Source organism: Dactylosporangium sp. CA-139066 (assembly GCF_050936175.1).
In the GTDB taxonomy this organism is placed as follows: domain Bacteria; phylum Actinomycetota; class Actinomycetes; order Mycobacteriales; family Micromonosporaceae; genus Dactylosporangium.
Genome location: NZ_JBNJNH010000001.1, coordinates 5,954,069 through 5,969,836 on the forward strand (window position 1 = coordinate 5,954,069; position 15,768 = coordinate 5,969,836).

Annotated in this window: 14 protein-coding genes; 6 read left to right on the forward strand and 8 right to left on the reverse strand. The window is 73.3% G+C overall.

Annotation, left to right across the window (positions count from 1 at the left end):
• Positions 1-126: 126 nt before the first annotated feature.
• Positions 127-1,317 carry a hypothetical protein gene (locus ACQEVU_RS27325; protein WP_433328338.1) on the reverse strand — a complete coding sequence of 397 codons (1,191 nt, stop codon included), beginning with the start codon at positions 1,315-1,317 and terminating at the stop codon, positions 127-129.
• Positions 1,314-1,817 (reverse strand): SigE family RNA polymerase sigma factor, encoded by a 504-nt coding sequence (locus tag ACQEVU_RS27330; RefSeq protein ID WP_433328340.1) that lies wholly within the window; start codon positions 1,815-1,817, stop codon positions 1,314-1,316. Before ACQEVU_RS27330 ends, ACQEVU_RS27325 begins: the two co-directional genes overlap by 4 nt.
• Before the next feature lie 199 nt (positions 1,818-2,016).
• Here ACQEVU_RS27330 and ACQEVU_RS27335 point away from each other — a divergent pair, with 199 nt between their 5' ends.
• The 5 genes from ACQEVU_RS27335 (at position 2,017) to ACQEVU_RS27355 (ending at position 9,472) form a co-directional block, all read left to right on the forward strand.
• Positions 2,017-5,307 carry a glutaminase domain-containing protein gene (locus ACQEVU_RS27335; protein WP_433328342.1) on the forward strand — a complete coding sequence of 1,097 codons (3,291 nt, stop codon included), beginning with the start codon at positions 2,017-2,019 and terminating at the stop codon, positions 5,305-5,307.
• 89 nt (positions 5,308-5,396) lie between these two features.
• The gene (locus tag ACQEVU_RS27340) at positions 5,397-7,184 is read left to right on the forward strand and encodes a glycoside hydrolase family 76 protein (RefSeq protein WP_433328344.1); all 1,788 of its coding nucleotides are present in this window, start codon (positions 5,397-5,399) and stop codon (positions 7,182-7,184) included.
• 85 nt (positions 7,185-7,269) lie between these two features.
• A complete protein-coding gene (locus ACQEVU_RS27345) occupies positions 7,270-7,653 on the forward strand; it encodes a helix-turn-helix transcriptional regulator (RefSeq protein ID WP_433328346.1) in 384 nt (127 codons plus the stop codon).
• An 85-nt stretch (positions 7,654-7,738) separates the two neighbouring features.
• Positions 7,739-8,101, forward strand: coding sequence for a hypothetical protein (locus ACQEVU_RS27350; RefSeq protein ID WP_433328348.1), 363 nt, complete (start codon positions 7,739-7,741; stop codon positions 8,099-8,101).
• Between the two features lie 27 nt (positions 8,102-8,128).
• On the forward strand, positions 8,129-9,472 hold the full coding sequence (locus tag ACQEVU_RS27355; protein ID WP_433328350.1) for a sensor histidine kinase: 1,344 nt from the start codon (positions 8,129-8,131) through the stop codon (positions 9,470-9,472).
• On the opposite strand, the gene ACQEVU_RS27360 is transcribed toward ACQEVU_RS27355, so the two are convergent.
• From ACQEVU_RS27360 to ACQEVU_RS27380, 5 genes are read right to left on the reverse strand one after another with little or no spacing between them, the layout of a single operon-like run.
• On the reverse strand, positions 9,421-9,762 hold the full coding sequence (locus tag ACQEVU_RS27360; RefSeq protein WP_433328352.1) for a VOC family protein: 342 nt from the start codon (positions 9,760-9,762) through the stop codon (positions 9,421-9,423). The two genes, ACQEVU_RS27355 and ACQEVU_RS27360, sit on opposite strands and share 52 nt — an antisense overlap.
• 19 nt (positions 9,763-9,781) lie before the next feature.
• The gene (locus ACQEVU_RS27365; protein WP_433328354.1) at positions 9,782-10,594 is read right to left on the reverse strand and encodes an ABC transporter permease; all 813 of its coding nucleotides are present in this window, start codon (positions 10,592-10,594) and stop codon (positions 9,782-9,784) included.
• Positions 10,591-11,427, reverse strand: a complete 837-nt coding sequence (locus tag ACQEVU_RS27370) for an ABC transporter permease (protein ID WP_433328356.1) — start codon at positions 11,425-11,427, stop codon at positions 10,591-10,593. Before ACQEVU_RS27370 ends, ACQEVU_RS27365 begins: the two co-directional genes overlap by 4 nt.
• Before the next feature lie 19 nt (positions 11,428-11,446).
• Positions 11,447-12,637, reverse strand: a complete 1,191-nt coding sequence (locus tag ACQEVU_RS27375) for an ABC transporter substrate-binding protein (protein WP_433328358.1) — start codon at positions 12,635-12,637, stop codon at positions 11,447-11,449.
• Between the two features lie 2 nt (positions 12,638-12,639).
• Positions 12,640-13,632 carry an ABC transporter ATP-binding protein gene (locus ACQEVU_RS27380; RefSeq protein WP_433328360.1) on the reverse strand — a complete coding sequence of 331 codons (993 nt, stop codon included), beginning with the start codon at positions 13,630-13,632 and terminating at the stop codon, positions 12,640-12,642.
• A gap of 118 nt (positions 13,633-13,750) precedes the next feature.
• On the opposite strand from ACQEVU_RS27380, the gene ACQEVU_RS27385 reads away from it, so the two are divergent.
• Entirely contained in the window at positions 13,751-15,199 is a 1,449-nt protein-coding gene (locus ACQEVU_RS27385) for a PucR family transcriptional regulator (RefSeq protein ID WP_433328362.1), read from the forward strand.
• Here the strand turns inward: ACQEVU_RS27385 and ACQEVU_RS27390 are convergent.
• On the reverse strand, positions 15,194-15,763 hold the full coding sequence (locus ACQEVU_RS27390; RefSeq protein ID WP_433328364.1) for a DUF6886 family protein: 570 nt from the start codon (positions 15,761-15,763) through the stop codon (positions 15,194-15,196). The two genes, ACQEVU_RS27385 and ACQEVU_RS27390, sit on opposite strands and share 6 nt — an antisense overlap.
• Positions 15,764-15,768 lie beyond the last annotated feature (5 nt).

Here is a 15,768-nt window from a genome sequence, read left to right on the forward strand (position 1 = left end):
GCCACAGCAGCGGGCTGCCGCCCGCAACGCCGCCGACCACGGAGGCGTTGCGGTTGACCGACGTGGCGCGCACCGACGTGAACCCGGCCGATCGCGGCAGCTCGGTCGAGGCGGGACAGACGCAGGTCAACCCTTACCGCACCGCCACAGCAGCGGCCCGCCGTCCGCCACGCCGCCGACCACGGAGGCGTTGCGGTTCAGCGACGTGGCGCGCACCGAGGTGAACCCGGCCGGTCGCGGCAGCTCGGTCGAGGCGTGCAGGCGCTCCAGGACGGCCCGCTCACCCTCGTTGATCAGCAGGGTGCCGTCCGCCGCCGCGTCCTGGCCGCCGTCGTCGGGCTGGAGCAGCAGGACGACCGGGTCCTCGCTGCCCGGGGTGAGCGGCCACCGTTCGACCTGGGGCGCCGGCGTCATGCCGGGCAGCCGATCCGGTGGCGGCAGCCCCTTCGTCCGGCCCAGATCGAACGCATAGCCGCCGCCGAGCCCGTCGATCGCGGTGTCGGTCTGCGGATCGGTCGACGGGTCCAGGGTGCGGCCCGGACCGTCGGCCGGCCACACGTGGGCGCGGTGGCGGCCGGTGGCGGCGCCCAGGTACCCGCCGATCGTGCCGTCGTCGGCGATCACCAGCGCGGCCGCGCTCTCGCCGGCCGGGACGGCGAGGGTCCGCGGGTGCAGCGGGTCGGAGCGGCGCCACTCGACCGCCTGCTGGCCGCCGCCGGGCGTGCCGTACGCGCCGACGACGTCGCCGGCGCCGTTGATGTCGAAGGCCTGCGTGGACGACGACCCGCCGGGCGGCGTCAACGCGGTGGCGTGCGTGCCGGTGAAGGTCAGCGCGCGCGGCCCGGGGCCGGTACCGGCCGCGACGCCGCCCGAGCTGATCCCGGCCAGGGCCGTCACGTCGACGTCGGCCACCGTGCTGGACACCTCGCCGTCGTGCCAGATGACGACGCCGCGGTGGTCGGCGCGCAGCCCGGCGGCCCAGCTGCCGGTCGGGTCGACGACGACCCGCTCGATCGCGCCGCCGCCCGGCACCGTGAGACTGCTCGACCGGCAGTCCGGCTCGGCCGGCAGCGACCCGGTCGGCAGCGACGCGGCCGGCCGGGGGCTCGGGGCCAGCGGCGGCCGGGGCGTCGGCCCGGGCGCGGCGAACGCGGCGACGCCGACCGTGGCGACGAGCACGGCGGCCGCGACGCCCCCGGTGATGGCGGCCCGCCGCCGGCGCACCCGCCCGCGCCCGGCGGCCAGCAGGCGCTCGGGCGTCAGCGCAGTGCCCGGGGCGGCGTCCTCGCGCAGGAGCTGCAGCGGATTCTCGATCAACGCACACCGTCCTTCAAAACGGCAAGACGCCGCAGCGCCTTGAGCCCATGCGAGGTCTGGCTCTTCACGGTTCCTTCGGACAGGCCCAGCACCGCGGCGACCTCCTCGACCGGCAGGTCACACAGGAAGCGCAGGACGAGCACCGTGCGCTGCCCCTCCGGCAGGGCCCGCAGCGCCTGGCGCAGCACCATGCGCTGCTCGACGGCGGGGTGCTCCGGCGGGCCGGCCGGCTCCTCGGGCGGGCTCCCCCACAGCTGTACGCGGGCCCAGAAGCGCCGCCGGTCGGACAGCACCGCCCGCACGACCATCGTGTGGACGTACGCGTCGAGGTTGTTCACCTCGCGGATGCGGCCCCACCGCTGGTAGAGCGCGGTCAAGGCGTCCTGCACGGCGTCGTCGGCCCGGTGGCGGTCCCCGATCAGCTGGTAGGCGATCGTGTGCAGGCGCGGCAGCCGGGCGGCCACGTACTGCGTGTAGTCGTGTTCCAGGTGTGATCGCAACGCTGACGGGTCCCTTCGCGGCGAGCGGGTCACACCTTAGAGGCGAGCCGGGCCGTGCCGGGTTGTACCGACACGCAATTTGTCAATGGTTTTCAGAACTCTCGTGCAACTTTCATCGACCCAACAATTTCCAACAGGTACCGATGAATATCCATGGCGATCGTTGACACTTAGCGTCGGAAAATGTTTGCTACGTCACGTGAACCCGTCGATGCACCCCAGCCGCCGGGATGTGCTCCGCCTCGCGGCCCTGGGTGGGCTCGCCGGCTCCGCACTCGGCCCGTTCGCCCTGGCCCCGAGCCCCGCGGCGGCCGCCGGCCCGTCGACCTTCAGCCCGATCCGGCCGCCGGCCACGCCGCTGGCCGTGCGCTCGCCCTACCTCTCGACGTGGCTGCGGGCCGACAACCTGCCGGGCAGCTGGCCCACGTTCTGGGCGGGCGCCGTCACCGCGATCACCGGCATCGTGCGCGTCGACGGCCAGCCGTACGTGTTCATGGGCGCCCCGTCCGGCGGCTGGCCCCTGGCCACGCAGACGGCGCTCACCGTCACCGCGACCCGCTCGACGTTCACGATCACCGCCGGCCCGGTCCGCCTCGAGGTCGAGTTCCTCTCCCCCGTGGACCCGGCGAGCCTGCGCCGCCAGTCGGTGCCGATGTCGTACCTCTCCGTGACCGTCAGCTCGGCCGACGCCGGCACGCACCAGGTCAGCCTGTACGTCGACGTCTCCGGCGAATGGGCCCACGGCGACCGCACCAGGCAGATCGGCTGGGCCACCCAGGCGACCGGCGGCCAGCGCGTGCACACGTTCCAGCCCACGAGCCCGGCGGTGCTCGCCGAGGTCAACGACCAGGCGACGTGGGGCACCGTGGTGTGGTCCACCGACGACGTGGCCGGCCTGACCTGGCAGACCGGCGCCGACACCACGGTGCGCGCCCAGGCCGCCACGACCGGCGCCCTCGCCAACACCGCCGACGCCAACCAGCCGCGGGCGATCAACTCCAGCTGGCCGGTGTTCGCCTTCAACCGCGCGCTCGGAGCCATCACCGCAAACACCCAGCAGACGGTCGCCTTCGTCATCGGCCACGTGCGCACCCCGGCGGTCTCCTACCTCGGCGCCAACCTCGACCCGTGGTGGCGCACCCACTGGACCGGATGGCCGGACATGCTGGCCTGGTTCCGCGCCGACCGCGACACGGCGCGGGCCGTGGCCGCCGCGACCGACGCCCAGGTCGACGCGTGGGCCCGCCAGGCCGTCGGCGCCCCGGGCACGGCCGCCGACCAGTACGCCGCCCTGTGTGCGCTCGCCGTCCGGCAGGCGTTCGGCGGCACCGAGCTCGTCAACCGCGGCGGCTCACCCTGGGTGATGCTCAAGGAGATCTCCTCCAACGGCGACTTCAGCACCGTCGACGTCATCTACCCGGCGTTCCCGGCGTACCTGCAGCTGAGCCCGCGCTGGCTGGAGCTGCTGCTCGCCCCGCTATTCGACTACACCGAGGTGCGCGGCTTCGACAAGCCGTTCGCCCCGCACGACCTCGGCGTCTACCCCAACGCGTTCGGCCGCATCGGCCAGCCCGAGGAGGACATGCCGGTCGAGGAGTCGGCGAACCTGCTCGTCATGGTCGCCGCGCTGCTCACGCGCATGCCGGCGGCCCGGGCGAGCGCCTACGCCACCGCGCACTACGCGAAGCTCAAGCAGTGGGCCGACTACCTCGTGGCCAACCTGCCCGACCCCGGCAACCAGAACCAGACCGACGACTTCACCGGGTTCATCGCGCACAGCGTCAACCTGGCACTCAAGGGCATCGTCGGCATCGGCGCCATGGACACGATCGCGCGCTGGGCCGGGCAGGGCTCGACGTACGCGGCCACCGCCCGCTCCTACATCGCGCAGTGGGCGACGATGGCGCAGAACGCGGCCAGGACGCACCTCAAGCTGACGTACGACGGCGCCGACACGACGTGGAGCCTGAAGTACAACGGCTTCGCCGACCGCATCGCCGCCACCAACCTCGTGCCGGCGACGATCGCCGCCGAGGAGGCGAGCTGGTACCTGCAGAACCAGCACGCGTACGGCGTCCCGCTCGACCCGCGGCACACATACACGAAGGTCGACTGGGAGCTGTGGACGGCGGCGTTCCTCACCGGGCAGAGCGCGGCCCGTGACGCGCTCATCGCCAAGGCGTACACGTTCGCCAGCACCACGCCGTCTCGGGTGCCGTTCACCGACTGGCACGACACCGACACCGGCAACCAGTCCGGCTTCGCCGCGCGGCCGGTCATCGGCGGGGTCCTGGCCCTGGCGACCCTGCGGCACGCGCCGAACGGGCTCACCGGCGCCTGGCCGCTCAAGGGCGGCCAGCTCGCAACCCCGGGCGAAGACGCGAGCGGCAACGGCAACGACGCGACCGGCAGCCCGCTGACGACCGCGCGCCCGGTGGTGCGCACCGACGGGTCGTTCACGGTCATGGCCCGGGTCAACCCCACCGACCTCGGCGGGTTCCGGACCGCGGTCAGCCAGGACGGCGCCCGGGTGAGCGGCTTCTTCCTGCAGTACTGCGGATCCGACGGCCGCTGGGCGTTCGCGATGACCGCCGCGGACGCCGACGGCGCCGCCTCGACCCGGGCGGTGGCCTCCACCCCCGCGGCGACCGGGGTGTGGGCACACCTGGCCGGCGTCTACGACGCCGAGGCCGGGCAGCTGCGCCTCTACGTCGACGGCGTGCTGCGCGGCCAGGCCGCCTACACGGCCGGCTGGCCGGCCGCCGGCCCGCTCGCGATCGGCCGGGCGCGCTGGAACGGCGCCGCCGCCGACACCTTCGCCGGCGCGATCGAGGACGTGCGCACCTACGACCACGCGCTGCCGGCGGCCACGATCTCCGCCGCTGCGGGCCTGGCCACGAGCCAGGTCGCGGCGTTGCAGTTCGACGTCGCCGACGCGTCCCTGACCCTCAGCGGCGGCGCGGCGCTCGGTGGCGGATACAGCGGTTCGGCGCTGGTGCTCAACGGCAGCACCGGCTACGCGACCGTGCAGCGGCTGGTCGACACCTCGGCAAGCTTCTCCGTGTCGGCCTGGGTGCAGCTCGCGGCGACGTCGAACTTCGCGACGGTGGCGGGGCAGGACGGCGCGCAGGCGAGCGGCTTCTACCTGCAGTACTCGGCGGCGGACAACGCGTGGGCGTTCGCGATGGTTGCCGCCGACCAACCGAACGCGGCGGCGACCCGGGCGGTGTCGCCGTTCCCACCGCGTGTCGACGGCTGGACGCATCTCGCGGGGGTGCGGGATGCGTCCAGCGGGCGGCTTCGGCTCTACGTCGATGGCGTGCTCGTTGCCGACGTGGCGGCGAGTCCGGCGTGGGCCGCCGGTGGCGCGTTCACGATCGGCCGGGGCAAGTGGAACGGCGGCGACGCCGACCACTTCCCCGGCCGCATCGACCAGCTGAAGGTCTGGACCAGGGCATTGACCGACGCCGACGTCCGGGCGATCGCCTGAGCCGTATCTGGAAGGAACACTGCCTGTTGACCGGGGGTTCGCGCCGACGTAAAACGTTGTGAGAGCGCTTTCTGTAAAGGAAGTTTAACGTGGCCGCCATCCACCGGACGCTCGCCGTCCTGCTGCTGCTCGCCGCCGGCCTCGCCGTCGCGGCGGACCCCGCGCACGCGGCGACCCCCGTCTGTGCCCAGTACTGCGACACCCGCGACCCGTCGCTGGCCCGCCAGGAGACCTTCCCGCTCGCCACGCTGCTCATCAACAACCGCCAGATCCGGCTGCACCTGTCCGACACCGACGCCATGGCGTGGGCCAGCATCGACGCCGGCACCGAGGGCGAGTCCGTGTGGCTGGACCGCACCTGGGACGGCGGCGCCACCTGGGAGGGCCTGCTCGGCAAGGCGTGGATCCCCGCCACGTGGACCGGGACCCGGACCCTGATGTACAACCTCGCCGATCCCTCGTACCACCGCCGCGGCATGGTCCGCGCCTGCGGCGACGCGCACGGCGTGGCCTGCACCGGCTGGGTGCACGCCCAGGTCTGCAACCCGGCCTGCGACAACGCGAGCGGCGGCACCGACGCCCAGCCGGTCAGCACCGTCACCCTGGCCGGGCGCAGCATCTCGCTGCACTTCGACGCGGCCGGGATGGCGTGGGGCACCATCACCAACAACCGGGCCGGCGACGAGGTGTGGCTGGACCGCTCCTTCGACGGCGGCGCCAGCTGGCCGGGCGGCTCATCCCTCGGCCGTACGAATACTCAGCCGGGTACCGGCCGCACCAACCGCTTCAACGCGACCGACCCCGTCTCACTGCTGTACGGCGGGGCCGTGCGCGCCTGCGGCCGGGCGGTCGAGGGCCAGAACGGCGCGTGCACCGCATGGACCCGCCCCTCGGCCAACCGCCTGCGCGCGGCGGCCGACGCGCTCATGTACCACTACGACCCCAACCCGGCGTGGTGGCCGTCGAGCTGGTGGAACTCCGCCGTCGCGCTCAGCGCGGTGATCGGCTACACCCGGCGCACCGGCGACCAGGCCTACGCCTGGGCGGTCCGCCGCACCTTCGACGTCAACCGCGTCGCCTTCCCGGCCGGCGCCCGCTCCAGCGACCCCGTCGACGGCCACTTCATCAGCCGCTCGGTCGACGACACCGCGTGGTGGGGCCTGACCTGGGTCGACGCCTACGACCTCACCCACGACCAGACCTATCTCAACGAGGCGGTCACGATCGCCAACTACGTGGCCGGCTTCTGGGACACCGCCACCTGCGGCGGCGGGGTCTGGTGGGACCGCGAGCACACGTACAAGAACGCCGTGACGATCGGGCTGTACCTGCGGCTCACCGCCGCGCTGCACAACCGCATCGCCGGCGACACCGCCTGGCTGAACCGGGCCGTCACCGGCTGGAACTGGTTCAACGCCAGCGGCATGATCAACTCGGCCGGGCTCGTCAACGACGGCCTCACCACCGGGTGCCAGAACAACGGGCAGACCGTGTGGACGTACAACCAGGGCCTGGCGATCGGCGCGGCGATGGAGCTCTTCCGCGCCACCGGCTCAACGGCCTACCAGGACGCGGCGCGCCGGCTCGGCACCGCCGCCCTCAACTCGTCGCTCGTGCAGGGCGGCGTGCTCACCGAGTCGTGCGACCGGACCGGGCAGACCTGTGACGACAACCAGAAACAGTTCAAGGGCGTGTTCATGCGGTACCTCGCCGAAGCCGGCCAGCAGTTCCAGTCCTTCGCCGACGCTCAGGCCGCGAGCCTGTGGAACGGCCGCGACCCGATGAACCGGGTCGGCAGCCGATGGGCGCCCCCGGCCTCACCGCCGGACTGGCGCACCCAGGCCTCGGCCCTGTCGGCCCTGCTGGCGGCGTCATGAACGGTACGGGGCGAAGCGGAGTGGCCGTTCATCATGTACTCAGCTCTGACTCGTGCCGGCGCCGCAGCGTTGCGGAGGTGACGGCATGAGCGCCCGCCACGCCCGGCACGTCGGGATCCTGCTGCAGCTGCGCTCCCGCCCGTGGGTCTCGGCCGCCGCCCTGTCCTGCCGCTTCGGCGTCGACGTGCGGACGATCTACCTCGACATCGACCTGCTGACCGCGGCCGGGCTGCCGATCGAGGCGGTGCCCGGCCGGGCCGGCGCCTACCGCCTCGCCCAGCACGCGGTGCTCCCGCCGGTCGAGGAGGCCCTCGGCGAGCCCGCGGAGCCACTGGATCACTACCTGCGCGGTGCCCGCAGCCGGGAACAGCTGCGGCAGCTGGGCCAGCGCGCGTACGCCCGCCAGCAGCGGCTCCTGCTCCACCGCCTCGACCGCGGCGACCGGGTGGACCGTTCCCGGACCGCCTGAGGCACGGCCGGACGGCCGGCCCGGGCGGGATGGCGTCGGCGCATATCTACGTTTTGTTCACGGCCGCTGGGGCAGGCTGCGCCGGGTGAGCGTGAAGTGGGAGTACGGCTACCTGTATTTCGTGTCGACAATGTCCGAGGAGCAGCGCGAGGCCGGCGAGTACGGCATGGCCGCCGTCATCGTCGACGGCGACAGCGTCCGGTCGGGGGCCGTGGCGAGCAAGATCGCGCTGCTCAACGAGCTGGGCAACCAGGGCTGGATGGTCGAGAACGGCTCGACCCTGGGCGGCCGCCTGCCCAACTGGCTGCGCGAGGCGGTGCAGACGGCGGTCAGGGACGGCCAGGCCAGCGGCGCGATCGAGCACTACATGCGGCGCCGGCGCCCGATCCCGCCTGGGGCCGAGGTGGGCCCCCAGCAGCCCCGGCAGCGAGCGCGGCAGCGGGCCTGAGGGCGCCGCCCCCGTACACTGCGGGGCGTGGGACCAGGGGAAACGAGCGAGAGCTGGCAGCGGCCGCGGCCGGACGGGCGGCGGCTGCGCATCGACATCGGCATCGGGCTGGCCGTCACCGCGACGACGCTGCTGAGCCTGACGCTGGTGCGCAGCGTCGGGTTCTACGCGTTCGGGCACCCGCCGGCGGTGTTCGAGCAGGTGCTGTGGGCCGTCCTCGTCACCCTGCCGCTGTGCGTGCGGCGGCGCTGGCCCGACGCCGTCGCGATCGTCGTGTCGGCGGCGTTCATCGCCGGGCAGGTCCGCCACGCGCCCGAGCAGCAGCTGACCTCCGGCGCCCTGTTCGCCGCGATCTACACCCTCGGCGCGTGGGGCCGCGACCACCGGCGGGCGTCGTGGATCCGGGCCGGGATCATCGCCGCGATGTTCGTGTGGCTCGGCATCTCCTACCTCATCGCGCTGCCCGCCCTGTCCGCCGCCGAGTTCGCCGACGCCGACGGGCCGGTGTCGCCGATCCTCGCCTCGGCGATCAACGGCGTGCTCATCAATGTGCTGATCTTCGGGTTCGCGTACTTCTTCGGCGAGCTGTCCTGGATCGCCGAGTCCCGCCGCCAGCAGGTCGAGGCGCAGGCCGCGCAGCTGGTGGCCGCGAAGGAGGAGGAGGCCGCCCGCTCGGTGCTGCACGAGCGGCTGCGCATCGCCCGCGAGCTGCACGACGTGGTCGCCCACCACGTGTCGGTGATGGGCGTGCAGGCCTCGGCCGCCCGCCGGGTCCTCGACCGCGACCCGGCGCAGGCCAAGCAGGCGCTGAGCGCCGTCGAGCACAGCGCCCGCACCGCCGTCGACGAGCTGCACCGCATGCTCGGCCTGCTGCGCCAGGGCGACCCCGGCCCGGAGGCGCCGGCGCCGGACGCCGCGCCGGCCGCGTTCGGGCTGCACCGCGTCCCCGAGCTGCTCGACTCGGTCCGCCACGCCGGCCTGCAGACGTCGCTGGGCGTGTTCGGCGACGCGGTGGAGCTGCCCGAGTCGCTGTCGCTGGCCGGGTACCGCGTCGTGCAGGAGGCCGCGACGAACACGCTGAAGCACGCCGGGGCGACGAAGCTGGACGTGCGCATCCGCTACCACGCCGACGAGCTCGAGCTCGACGTCGCCGACGACGGGCACGGCCCGCTGCGCCGCTCGCCGGGCGGCCTGGGCCTGATCGGCATGCGGGAGCGGGTGGCCGCGCACGCGGGCGAGCTGGAGGCCGGCCCGCGCAGCGGCGGCCCCGGCTTCCGCGTCCGGGCCCGCTTCCCGCTGCCGCGCCGGCCCGTCGGCGATCAGGCCGGCAGGCCGCCGAAGCCGATCTCGTTACCGTCCGTGTCGACGTAGGTGATTTTGCGTACGCCGTTGTCGTAGGTCTCCCGCATGGCCGGCTCGAGGCCCCGCTCGGCGATGCCGGCGACGGTGGCGTCGAGGTCGTCGACGACGAGCGTGTGCAGCGCGTGCCCGGCGTGCTCGGGCCGCAGCTGGATGTAGACGAACCGCTCCCCGGCCAGCTGCCACACCGCCTCGACGTCGTTCGGGTAGAACGTGGGCGGCGCGCCGAACAGCCGCCGGTACCAGTCCTCGGCGGCGGCGAGGTCGCGCACGGAGATGCCGGCGAACAGGTTCAGCGTCATGCCGCCATGCTATGCGGGGTCAGAGCCGCCCGCCGGTGGCGTCGGAGGAGACGCGCTGGGCGAGGTACACCGGCAGGATCGAGGCCACCACGAGCACCGCGGCGACGACGTTGATGACCGGGGCCTGGTTGGGGCGGAACAGGTTGTTGAAGATCCAGATCGGCAGGGTCTCGGTGCCCGGCCCGGCGGTGAACGTGGTGACCACGATCTCGTCGAAGCTCAGCGCGAACGCCAGCAGCGCACCGGCGAACAGGGCCGAGCGCAGCAGCGGAAACGTCACCAGCCGGAACGTCTGGCCGGGGCGGGCGCCGAGGTCCGCGGACGCCTCCTCGTAGGAGGCGCCGGTGCGCCGCAGCCGGGCCAGCACGTTGTTGTACACCACGACGACGCAGAACGTGGCGTGGCCGATCACCACCGACAGCAGGCCCTTGCCGACGCCGAGCGGCTCGACGACCGAGCGGAACGCGGTGTCCAGCGCGATGCCGGTGACGATGCCGGGCAGCGCGATCGGCAGCAGCACCAGCAGCGAGACGGCCTCGCGGCCGAAGAAGCGGTAGCGCTGCACCGCGAACGCGGCCATCGTGCCGAGCACCAGGGCGACGAGCGTGGCGCCGAGCCCCGCCTGCAGCGACGTCCACAGCGCCGAGCGCAGGCCGGCGCTGTCCCACGCCCGCGACCACCAGCCGAGCGTCAGCCCGCGCGGCGGAAAGGCGAACGTGCGATCGGCGTTGAAGGAGTTCAGCACCACCAGGGCCAGCGGCACGTACACGAACGCCAGGCCGAGCGCCGTGACGGCGCCGAGCACCCAGCGGGCCGTACGGGACAGGGTCATAGGTTCTCCAGGGCTCCGGTGCGCCGGACCGCCAGCAGGTACACGACCATGACCAGGGCCGGGATCGCGGCCAGGGCGGCGGAGAAGGGCAGGTCGTTGGCGGCGCCGATGTTGGCGTACACCAGGTTGCCGATCAGCTGGCTCTTGCCGCCGACGATCTGCACGGTGATGTAGTCGCCCAGCGACAGCGAGAACGTGAAGATCGAGCCGGCCACGATCGAGGGCACGAGCATCGGCAGCACCACCGAGCGCAGCGTGCGCCCGGGCCGGGCGCCGAGGTCGGAGGACGCCTCCAGCAGCGAGCCGGGCAGCCGCTCCAGGCCCGCGTAGACCGGCAGGATCATGTACGGCAGCCACATGTACGACAGCACCAGCACGGTCGCCGGCAGCCCGTAGCCGGGCCCGCCGAAGATGCGGTCCAGCGGCCCGTCGTTGGCCAGCATGACCCGCCACGCGTAGGCCTTCACGAGGTAGCTCGCCCACAGCGGGGTGACCACGGCGACGAGCAGGATGCGCCGGTACCGCGGCGGGGCCACCTTCGCCATGAAGAACGCCATCGGCACGGCGAGGACCCCGTCGATGAGCGTGACGGCGGCGGCGACGGCGACGCTGCGCAGCACGACGGTGCGGTACACCGGCTCGGTCAGGATCGTGCGGAAGTTGTCCAGCGTCGCGGTGTGCACCACCTGGCCGGTGAAGGTGTTGACCGACCACAGCGCCGAGGTGAGCAGCACCGCGAGCGACCCGAGGTAGGCCACGACGAGCCAGGCCAGCGGCGCCGAGAGCAGCGCCGCCAGCCGGGCCCGCGGATGGCGATGGAAGAACGCCGTCATCCTCTATCCCTGATACCCGTCATCCCTTGATGCTCGTCCAGGCCTTGGTCCACTCGCTGTAGTCCTTGCACGTCACGCCGGTGCGCCCGTCGAGGCACTCGGCGACCGGGGTCGTCCAGTACCAGACCTGGCCGTAGTAGGCCTCGTCGTCGGCGTGGTAGGTGGCGCAGTGCTGCGGGTCGGCGGTCTTGGCGCACGCGAGGCGGTTGGACGGGGCCTCGCCGAACCACTCGGCGACGGCGGCGTTGGCCTCCGGGGAGATGATGTGGTTCATCCAGAGGTACCCGCAGTTGGGGTGCTTGGCCTTGGCCGCGATCATCCAGGTGTCGGACCAGCCGGTCGCGCCCTCGCTGGGCAGGAGCGCCTCGACCGGCGCCTGGTCGGCCTTGGCGAGGTTGGCGATGACCTGCCAGGTGGTGCCGAGCACGGAGTTGCCGGCCTTGAACGCCTGCACCTCCTTGGTGTAGTCCGACCAGTACTCGCCGATCACCTTCTGCTGGCCCTTGAGCAGATCCACGGCCGCGGCGAACTGCTTGTCGTCCAGCGCGTACGGGTTCTTGATGCCCAGCTCCGGCTTGTGCTTCATGAGGTACAGCGCGGCGTCGGCGATGTAGATCGGCGAGTCGTAGGCGGTGACCTTGCCCTTGTACGGGGAGTTCGCGTCGAACACCACGTCCCACGAGGTCGGGGCGGGCTTGACCACGTCGGTGCGGTACATGAGCAGGTTGGCGCCGCGGCCGTGCGGGATGCCGTAGCTCACGCCGCCGACGGAGTTCCACGCCTTGTTCTTCAGCCCGTCGAAGACGTCCTTGTAGTTGGCCACCAGGTCGGTGTTGACCGGCGCGACCACGCCGCCGTAGATGAGCCGCAGGGACGCGTCGCCGGAGGCGGAGACCACGTCGTAGTCGCCGGTCTTCATGAGCGTGACCATCTCGTCGGACGTGCCGGCGATCTTCACATTGGCCTTGCAGCCGGTCTGCTTCTCAAACGGCGTCACCCAGTCGACCTTCGGGTCGTTGCTGCCGTTCTCGGCGTACCCGGCCCAGGCGACGATGTTCACCGCGCCCTCGCCGGGCCCGAGGCTGGCCAGCTTGTCGATCTTCGGCAGCTGGGCGCCGCCGGGCCCGGCCGGGCCGTTGGCCTTGCCGGCGTCGTCCCCGCAGGCGGCGAGGGCCAGCACGGTCGCGAATACGGCGATGTATCGGCGCATGCCTACTCCTTGTCCAGAGCGATGAGATCGGAGGAGTTCCACGTCAGGCGCACGGGCCGGTCGCGCAGGGCGTCCAGGCCGGGCGCGGAGGTCTGCAGCACGACCAGGCGGGGGCCGGCGTCGAGGTCGACGACCAGGCGGGTGAACGCCCCGGCGTACACCACCTCGGCCACGGTCCCGGGCGCCGCGCAGTCGCCGTTGCCGTCGAGGTGGATCTTCTCGGGGCGCAGGGCGAACGACCCGGGCCGGCCGAGGACCTCGTCGCCGGCGAACAGGTTCGATGTACCGACGAACCCGGCCACGAACGGGGACGCCGGGCGCTCGTAGAGCTCGGCCGGGGCGGCCACCTGCTCGATGCGACCGGCGGCGAAGACGGCGACGCGGTCGCTCATCGTCAGCGCCTCCTGCTGGTCGTGGGTGACGAACACGAACGTGATGCCGACCTGCCGCTGCAGCGCCTTGAGCTCGACCTGCATCTCCTCGCGCAGCTTGAGGTCCAGGGCGCCGAGCGGCTCGTCCAGCAGCAGCACCCGCGGCCGGTTCACCAGCGCCCGGGCCAGGGCGACGCGCTGGCGCTGGCCGCCGGACAGCTGGGCCGGGCGCCGGGCGCCGTAGCCGTCCAGTCGCACCGAGCGCAGCGCCTCCTCGGCCCGCTCGCGCCGCTCCCGCCGGCCCACGCCGCGCACCCGCGGCCCGTAGGCGACGTTGTCGAGCACGGACATGTGCGGGAAGAGCGCATAGTCCTGGAAGACGGTGGTGACGTCGCGCTCGTACGGCGGGCGCCGCGTGACGTCGGCGCCGGCGAGCTCGATCGTGCCGGCGGTGGGCGACTCGAACCCGGCGATGAGCCGCAGCACGGTCGTCTTGCCCGAGCCGCTCGGCCCGAGCATCGAGAAGAACTCGCCGTCGGCGATCTCCAGGTCGACGCCGTCGACGGCGTGCACCGCGCCGAACGACTTGCGCAGCCCCGTCAGGCGGATCGCCGGCTCGCTCATGCTGTGGCCTCCGCTTCGCTGCGATCTGGTGACGGAACCGTATGAACATCAGGCACCGACTCCAATGGACAGCCGCACAATGCTTCAGCGAATCGTTGTGCGGCGGTACAGTCACGCCGTGAGCGTGCGCCTGGCGGATCTGCTCGCCGATGAAGGGCTCAACCTCGTCGTGCGGGCCGGCTCCCGCGCGGACCTGCAGCGGGAGGTCCGCTGGTGCGCGGTGACCGAGCTCGACGACCCGCGGCACTGGCTGCAGGGCGGCGAGCTGGTGCTCACCACCGGGCTGCGCCAGCGCACCGCCGCCGCCCAGCGGCAGTTCGTGCGCCGGGTCGCCGAGCGCGGGGCCGCCGCGATCGGCTTCGGCACCGGCCTGAGCCACCGCACCGTGCCGCCGGCGACGCTGGCCGCGGCCGGGGCGGCGGGGCTGCCGATCCTCGAGGTGCCGTACGAGACCCCGTTCATCGCCGTCGACCGGCTCGTCGCCGACCGCGTCTTCGCCGCGCACTACGGCCGCCTGCGGGCCCTGCTGCGCATGCACGACGAGCTGACCCGGGCGCTGCTGTCCGGCGACGGGCTCACCGGCATGGTCGAGGCGCTGCGGCGCATGGTCGGCGCGCCGGTCGGCGTCGTGGACGCCTACGGCCACGTGTTCGCCTCGGCCCCACCCGGGGTGCCGTGGCCGGCCGGCGCCGCCCGGCAGGACCCGGTCGAGGTCGGCGGCACGGTCGAGGCGGCGCTGTGCACCGGGCCGGTCGCCGGCGCGGGCGGCGGACCGGACGACATCCTGCCCTACGCGGCCGGCCTCGTCGGGCTGGAGCTGGCCCGCCGCCAGGCCGTCCTGGCCGGGCGGCGCGAGCTCATCGGCCACCTCGTCGAGGACATCGTGCGGACCACGATCGCCCCGGCGGAGGCCGAGCGGCGGCTGCTCGCGTTCGGCGTCGACGTCTCCCACCCGTACACGGTCGTCCTGGCCACCTCGCCGGACGTGGCCGGCCTGCGGGCGCTGCCCGGCAGCGTCTACCCCCTCGCCGAGACGGGCGTCGAGCCGGTCGCCACCGCGCACCTCGACGACCACCTGGTGGTGCTCGTCGGCCGCTCGCCCAGCGCGGCCGACGTCGCCGCGAAGACCCTCGCCTACGTCGCGCAGCTCGGCGACGGCGCCCGGGTCGGCGTCGGCGGCGCCTACGCCGGCGTGCACGGCCTGCGCTGGAGCTTCTACGAGGCCCGCGAGGCACTCAGCCGCGGCCCCGGCGTCAACGGCCGGGAACCGCTGTCGCTGCCCGGCCTGCTGCTGGCCAGCGACGACCTGCCGCTGGCCGACCTCGGCCGCGAGGTGCTCGCGCCGCTGCTGGACTTCGACGCGACATCGGGCGCGGCGCTGGTCGAGACGCTGCGGGCGTACCTCGAGGACGACGGCTCGGTCGCGAAGGTCGCCGCGCGGCTCTACGTGCACCGCAACACGGTCCGCTACCGCATCGAGCAGATCGAGCGCCTGACCGGCCGGCGGCTCACCTCGACGGCCGACCGCGTGCAGCTGTGGCTGGCGCTGCACGCGGTGTCGCTATGAGGCGTTGCGCAGCCGGGAGCCGCTGAACTCGAGCGTCGATGCGGTCACCCGGTTCCAGAAGGGCCGGATCGACGGGGTGAGCCGCAGCTCGATCCCGGCCGCCGCGTGCCGCCCGACGAGGTCGTCGACGCTCACCCGCTCCAGCGCCTCGACCGGCTCGTCACTGACCCAGTAGCCGCCGACCTCCTCGTGCGGGCGGAACGGCTCGGGCGGGAGGCGGTAGGCGTACAGGCGGCAGGAGCGCATCCGGTCGAGCCACCCGGACTCCGTCACGTGGATGCGCGGGGCGGCGCTCTGCCCGAAGAACCGCTCCCGGTCCTCGTCCGTCGTGCTCGACACGGGCCAGACGCACCCGCGCGGGCAGTCCCGCGGGAACCAGAACATCGGCGCGTGCCGGGTGTCGACCGCCCAGACCAGCGGCGGCGCGGTGGGGTTGGTGACGGGCGTGTGCGGCCGGAACCGGCCGAGGCCGGGGTCCTCGCTGTAGTGCCACAGCGCGTGCGGCCCCTCCCCGAGGTAGGGAGGGGCCGCCTCGTGCGCCAGCCGGTGCGCGGGATAGTCCATTTGCG